This window comes from Vibrio sp. OPT46, assembly GCF_015163535.1.
GTDB classification, from domain to species: Bacteria; Pseudomonadota; Gammaproteobacteria; order Enterobacterales; family Vibrionaceae; genus Vibrio; species Vibrio alginolyticus.
In genome coordinates, this window is sequence record NZ_JADDYG010000730.1 from 19431 (window position 1) to 25469 (window position 6039).

The following is a 6039-nucleotide window of genomic DNA, read 5'->3' on the forward strand; positions in this document are numbered from 1 at the left end:
TTTGGTGGCGTACTGATTGGTAACGACATACCGAGTGAAGCGGCAAATGTCACGACCAAGATTAGAGTAACTTCACCGCCGAGAGGCGTTAGCGAAGCCATAGAAGTACCCAGCGCAGCCATAATCGGCATCAGCAAGTTTGCGGTGGCTGTATGCGACATAAAGTTTGCCATTAACAAGCACAAGAAAGCCGCACCAAACAAGACAACATATGGCGAGAACTGATCAAACGGAATGCTGTGTACCACCAGCTTCGCAAGCCCGGTTTTATCTAGAGCAAGGCCCAGAGCAATACCGCCTGACACCAACCAAAGCACATCCCAAGAGATTTTCTTCAAGTCTTCTTTGTTGATGATGCCCGTCAATGAGAACACTGCGACCGGAATTAATGCTACTGTGTAAGAATTCATTCCATGTGCAGACCCCATCAACCAAAGAATAATCGTGCCGGCAAAGGTGACGTAAACCATTATTGCTTTGGGTGTTTTCAAAAACTTGCTTTTAATGTTCAGATCGATGGTGGTTTGTTCGGCTTTATACAAAAAGCCAATCAGAAACCAGGCTAACGCCATCATCACAATAACAAATGGCACACCAAATACCATCCATTCACCAAACGTAATTAAGTTGTCACCAACCAAATATTTTAGGGCGATGGCATTCGGTGGCGTGCCGATTGGAGTACCAATGCCACCAATGTTGGCTGCAACAGGAATACACAAGGCGAATGCAATTCGACCTGGGTCTTTAGGCCCGAAAACCGCTATCACAGGGGTTAAAATGGACAACATCATCGCTGTTGTTGCGGTGTTTGACATAAACATGGAAAAAACAGCGGTGATCAGCATCAACCCCAGCATAACGAACTTTGGCTTTTGTCCAAATGGTTTGAGTAACACTCGGGCTAAGTTGACATCTAACCTGTACTTTGTCGCCGCCATAGCCAAAAAGAAACCGCCGAGGAAGAGCATGATAATCGGACTAGCGAAGGTCGCCATTATCTCGTTGTATTGTAATAGCTCACCAAAATGTGGCTGCCCTTCTTGCAAACGAAAGAGCACAATACCTTTATTTGATACAAGCAATAGCTCTAGGACAATGATCACAACCGAAGTGGCGTAGATTGGAATTGGCTCGAATACCCAGCAAAGTGCGGCAAGCAAGAAGATTGCAATCACTCTTTGCTGGACGATAGTAATGCCATCAAATGGGAACGCAGAGAGAGGCATCAACCAAACAAGCAATGGTATCAATGTTGGAACAACGTATTTGAGATAAGGGCGCATAGTACTACTTCTCTTCCTGAGATGGTTAGCCAGACACATTTGGCGTTTGGAACGCTATTACCCGCCGCAAAACCAAAACTTTCAGACTGTTTTTAAGCCTTCAGAGACGAAATGCGGTAATGGCGTTCCAGAGAAGATTATGTACACTGTTTTCAAACAAAACGTTGGTGCGAGATCAATGAACTCGTTTTCACATTGGAAAACATTTTATATCTGTGTTCAAGCTCACTATTTAAGTTAAATATACTTTTCCATCATAAAGTTAGTTAAGGTTTCTCCCCTAACCTCAACATGTTGTCGAGACTTAACTGTGAAACCCATTTTCTCGTAAAAAGGTCGGGCGGTAATACTCACTTCAGAATACAGTCGTTTTATCCCCTGTACATTCGCCTGTGAACAAAGAAAAGACATCAAATCACGACCAACACCTTGTCCTTGGTATTCATGATGGCAAAAGAAATGATCAATCAAGCCGTCACCTTGCAAATCACAATAGCCAACGACCTGCCCTTCTATCTCCGCGACGTAGGGTTGAATATCGTCCATTTTGCGTTGCCACACATCGAGGTCAAAATCTGATGGTGCCCAAGCGGAAACTTGTGATTCCGTATAATCACGACGATTAATGATTCGCACAGTATGGTAAAAGAGTGCCCACAGTGTTGGGGCATCCTCGGTGCGATAGCAGCGTATTGAGAGCATCAATTTCCTCATTCTTATTCAATAAATACTAAGCATTAACGCAAAGTGATACTAGTGAACTCATCATTTTCAATGCCAATCACTAAAGGCTTCCCAATCTGATCACTGTTCATCAGTACGGTTGTATTCAGCTCTCGGCTTGATCTGCGTATTTTGCTTTTTCTTATGATATGAACATTCACAATATAATCGGAATACTCCTTTATGATTCCTCCGGAAAATTCTACGTGCTCACTTTCATTGTCTCGGACAACATGAAATTTTCGATTGGCTTGAATATCAGTACTGATGGAGGAGTCACCATAGTTCAGCACAACGGACGTTGGTTCGCTATCTTGATTGGCAAAACAGCCAAATGCGAACATGCTTAATGCGAGTATACTTTTTGATTTAAACATTAATTATTCTATTTCTAGTTATTTTTCTACTATTTGCATGACCAAACAGCACTTGTTCTGTGAGCGCCTATTGTGCCATAGCTGAGCGCTGACTCTAAACGCGCAAAAAGATGAGCGATGAAAATTCCGCCCAAAACAAGCAAATGCGAGACAATGTGAGGGTCCCAAACTCACTCAATCAGTCAAAGTCCACTGTAAACCTCTGTTTTTTTAATGTTTTTAATTCATGTGGCCGTGTAAGAAATACATACAACCTCTTACTTTTTCATACGCAACTAGACGAATCGTTCGAGAAATACGACATCGTCTATGCCAGATGTTACAAATCGGCTTACCTTATTATTACGTATGAACTGGAATTATGGCACTAACTTCCCTCTCTCTTTTAATAAGGAGAGGATTTCAACTATCAGACTTGCCACGTTTTTATAGCTAAAATCAATATAGCGTTACCAGCATCGGTTGGTCTAGGAGCAATAAATGAAAGACCCTCTCAACTTTACTCACCTTGTAAAAATTTGGCTCATGTCAATCGCGGTTATGCTGGGTGGATGCACTCAAGGAGATTGGCGTACCGCAAGCAGAGAACCTGCGGGTATCGCACCCGATCCTTCCAATGTCAAGCATGCTGTGATTGAGTTTTACGCCGCAGACGCGTTTGGTTGGCGAGGCTGGTTTGCCGTTCATACATGGTTTGCAATAAAGCCTGAAAATGCGAACGAATATACAGTGTATGAAGTAGTCGGCTGGAGAGTGAATCGCGGACAACCCGCTCTATATCAGTACCAAACTGGGACGCCAGATCGATATTGGTATGGTGCAAAACCAGAAAAGATCCTCTCCATACAAGGTGAAAAGGCCCGCCAGCTTATCCCTAAAATACAAAGTGTGATTAACCAATACCCTTGGGCTGAAGAATATACGCTGTTTCCAGGGCCAAATAGCAATACATTTCCGGCTTGGGTGGGTAAACAAATTCCAGAATTAGAGCTGAACTTGCCGTTTCGCGCAATTGGTAGCGGTTACGCCAGCGATTAACAGCAAAGGTTAGTCACTGGCTCGTTTTATGTTCAGCATAAAGCGCAATATCTATTGTGCGTCGTCACCCAACTCCGTTCTATTTCTTCCATTATGTTTCGCTTTATAAAGTGCATTATCGGCGTCTTTCATTACTGCTTCAATTGGTGTGTCATTGCCTTTCCAGTGAGAAACGCCCAACGAAACCGTGACCTTACCAACCACCTGGAAGTCATGTTGTTCCACGTTGTGTCTAATACGCTCTGCAACATCCATAGCGTGGTTTACGTCTGTTTTTTCCAAAAACATCATAAACTCTTCACCGCCAGAACGACACAGGTGATCATTAGAGCGAGCTTGGTCTTTCATTAACTGCGCAAACTCTCTAAGTAAATTGTCACCCACGTCATGGCCATAGTTATCGTTTACGCTCTTAAAGTGGTCAATATCTAGCGCCAAAACAGAGAACGCGGTATTTTCCTGCTTAAACAAACCAAGAACTTTATCTAATCCACGTCGATTCAATAATCCAGTCATCGAATCTGTTAATGTATCCAGTTGCAGCTTATCAATGGTTTTTGACACGATACCAAATGCTTTAAGAAAGCTAAGCTTCAAATGTGAGACCTCAAAATACCAAGACTTAACCAGTTTGAGATCATCGATAGAGGATGAATGTTCTTCGACACCTCGCACAGCACCCGCTAACTGCCAAAGTGGTCTAGAAATAAGAAGGGACAAGAACCAAATTAGCAACAAAGTTAATAAACCAATTGGAATCGACTTAAGGAAAACATTCCACATCTGTTCATCTAGCACAGATAACGTCATCGATTTCGGGCGCTGAGCAACAATTCCCCATCCTGATGACTTTACTGGTGCATAACCAGCAAGCATTTCGACGCCGCGAGAGTTAACAATTTCTTTGTTACCGCTCTGCCCCATCGTCACCGCTTTGATTACCTCATTATCGTCGATTACTTCACCAACTCTCGACTGATCTGGGTGATAAATCAGAGTGTTACTCTCATCGACAACGTAAAGGAAAGAACCATCTTTGTATGCGTGCTGGCTGAGTAACTCTGCAAGAATATTTTCTTTTTCTAGATAAATAGTGCCGCCGATATAACCTAAATATTCATTAGATTGAGAAAATATAGGGTATGAGATGGTTAACAAGTAATTTCCAGCTGGCGATATAAATGGTTCAGTAACAACCGGTGCTTGAGCGTTTAAAGACTGGCGTTTTCTTTCACCCACTAACCTTACACCTTTCACCTGAAGTGTTTCAGGGGATACAGAAATAATAACCCCTTTTGCATTAACGACAACCACAGAGTTAAATGATTTGGTTTGCGTTCTTAATCTCTCAGCCTCTTTATCAAGAAGCTGAGCGTCATGCATCTTGTCTTTTAGCACGTTCGCACTGTATTTTAGCTGCGACATTGAGCTTTCTATGAAAGAGTCTGTCATTTCAGACATTTTTTGGGCGTAAACACGGTTTGATTCTAACGTGTTATTGATGATGAGATCCCTTTGAACACGATAAATCGAGTAGAATGCGTTGATCAAAGTGACAAGCACACTGAACACACATAGGGTGACAATAAGATTTCTAAGATTGAGTTTTTCTTTTCTTCTAAAAGACATTGCCAATGGCCAACTTTGAAGGCTTTCTATATGAATGAGCGTATAGGTTATATGAAATTGATTTGATTTTCAGGTAGTAAGTTGGGATCAATGTTAATATTTGCTCACATTAAAGAACACTTTATGAGCTAAAAAGAGAATTCAGTAGCACGATAAAGAAACCGTGCTACTTTCATATTTGGCGTTTAAGAGGGTTTTGTCTCTGTCATCGTTTTTAATATATCCACAACTAGCTGATGATCATCTAACTGCGGTAAACCCGATACCGTCACAACCCCAACCAAACCAGACCCAGAAAGCCGAATTGGAAACGCGCCACCATGAGCGCAGTACTCACGAGCATCGAGATGAGGCTGATTTTCGAAATCACGTTGCTTTTGCTTGTTGTACAGAGAAAGATAGTAAGAGCTGTGGCCATACCTTAATACTGAGTTTCGCTTCCTACGGACCCAATCTACATGATCAGCGCAGGTTCCTGCCATCGCGTATTGAAATAGCGTTTGTCCAAAGCCGTAAACCTCAATAGCAACAGCCGCGCCGCGAGCTTCAGCCTCTTCTTTTAGAGCGAGGCCGATAGACCACGCAATATGGTGATTAAATTCCGCCAACTGAAGTTCATGCTCTTGCAGGGCCACGAGTTCAAGCGTCAAACTCATGGTTTCACCTGAATCGTTTTACCCGTTTTACTGCTTTCCAATGCCATCTCAATCAGAGCGATATTCTGTACTGCTTGAGCGGCAGGAACCGGGTTATCAGTGCCCAAGCGAATGGAGTCTGCCACACCAACAAAGTAAGCTTGGTACGCGCCTCTCTCCGTTTTGATAGTTTGCGCACCGTCTTCGTCGTAACGGACGCCGTATAACGCCTCATCTTCTTCCGACCAAGCATCGTTTTCCGGCAAACGGCCTTCTTTTAAGTAGCCCTCTTGAGGATCTAATCCAAACTTTTCATATTTAGCTTCCGTACCCAATACTTTGTAGCGGAGA

The 6039-nt window shown here is 42.9% G+C and carries 7 protein-coding genes; 1 reads left to right on the forward strand and 6 read right to left on the reverse strand.

Going from position 1 to position 6039, the window contains the following annotated elements:
- From IQR33_RS26175 to IQR33_RS26185, 3 genes are all read right to left on the reverse strand, one after another.
- Positions 1 to 1286 (reverse strand): SLC13 family permease (locus IQR33_RS26175; RefSeq protein ID WP_228014155.1); only part of this gene is annotated, 1286 nt, incomplete at its 3' end.
- 237 nt (positions 1287 to 1523) lie between these two features.
- The gene (locus tag IQR33_RS26180; RefSeq protein WP_137281954.1) at positions 1524 to 1988 is read right to left on the reverse strand and encodes a GNAT family N-acetyltransferase; all 465 of its coding nucleotides are present in this window, start codon (positions 1986 to 1988) and stop codon (positions 1524 to 1526) included.
- A 35-nt stretch (positions 1989 to 2023) separates the two neighbouring features.
- The gene (locus tag IQR33_RS26185) at positions 2024 to 2386 is read right to left on the reverse strand and encodes a hypothetical protein (protein ID WP_025766707.1); all 363 of its coding nucleotides are present in this window, start codon (positions 2384 to 2386) and stop codon (positions 2024 to 2026) included.
- 480 nt (positions 2387 to 2866) lie between these two features.
- On the opposite strand from IQR33_RS26185, the gene IQR33_RS26190 reads away from it, so the two are divergent.
- Positions 2867 to 3424, forward strand: coding sequence for a DUF3750 domain-containing protein (locus IQR33_RS26190; protein ID WP_064353879.1), 558 nt, complete (start codon positions 2867 to 2869; stop codon positions 3422 to 3424).
- Between the two features lie 51 nt (positions 3425 to 3475).
- On the opposite strand, the gene IQR33_RS26195 is transcribed toward IQR33_RS26190, so the two are convergent.
- The 3 genes from IQR33_RS26195 to IQR33_RS34445 all read right to left on the reverse strand — a co-directional run.
- Positions 3476 to 5053 (reverse strand): sensor domain-containing diguanylate cyclase, encoded by a 1578-nt coding sequence (locus tag IQR33_RS26195; RefSeq protein ID WP_137281953.1) that lies wholly within the window; start codon positions 5051 to 5053, stop codon positions 3476 to 3478.
- Positions 5054 to 5238: 185 nt separating this feature from the next.
- Complete coding sequence (locus IQR33_RS26200) at positions 5239 to 5709, reverse strand: heme-degrading domain-containing protein (RefSeq protein WP_053306491.1); 471 nt, start codon at positions 5707 to 5709, stop codon at positions 5239 to 5241.
- The coding region (locus IQR33_RS34445) for a Gfo/Idh/MocA family oxidoreductase (protein WP_265575811.1) at positions 5706 to 6039 on the reverse strand (334 nt) is incomplete at its 5' end. The genes IQR33_RS34445 and IQR33_RS26200, both read right to left, overlap by 4 nt.

Coding starts and splice junctions, on each gene's coding strand:
- IQR33_RS26190 (WP_064353879.1), top strand. CDS start 2,867: ATGAAAGACCCTCTCAACTTTACTCACCTTGTAAAAATTTGGCTCATG.
- IQR33_RS26185 (WP_025766707.1), bottom strand. CDS start 2,386: ATGTTTAAATCAAAAAGTATACTCGCATTAAGCATGTTCGCATTTGGC.
- IQR33_RS26200 (WP_053306491.1), bottom strand. CDS start 5,709: ATGAGTTTGACGCTTGAACTCGTGGCCCTGCAAGAGCATGAACTTCAG.
- IQR33_RS26195 (WP_137281953.1), bottom strand. CDS start 5,053: ATGTCTTTTAGAAGAAAAGAAAAACTCAATCTTAGAAATCTTATTGTC.
- IQR33_RS26180 (WP_137281954.1), bottom strand. CDS start 1,988: ATGCTCTCAATACGCTGCTATCGCACCGAGGATGCCCCAACACTGTGG.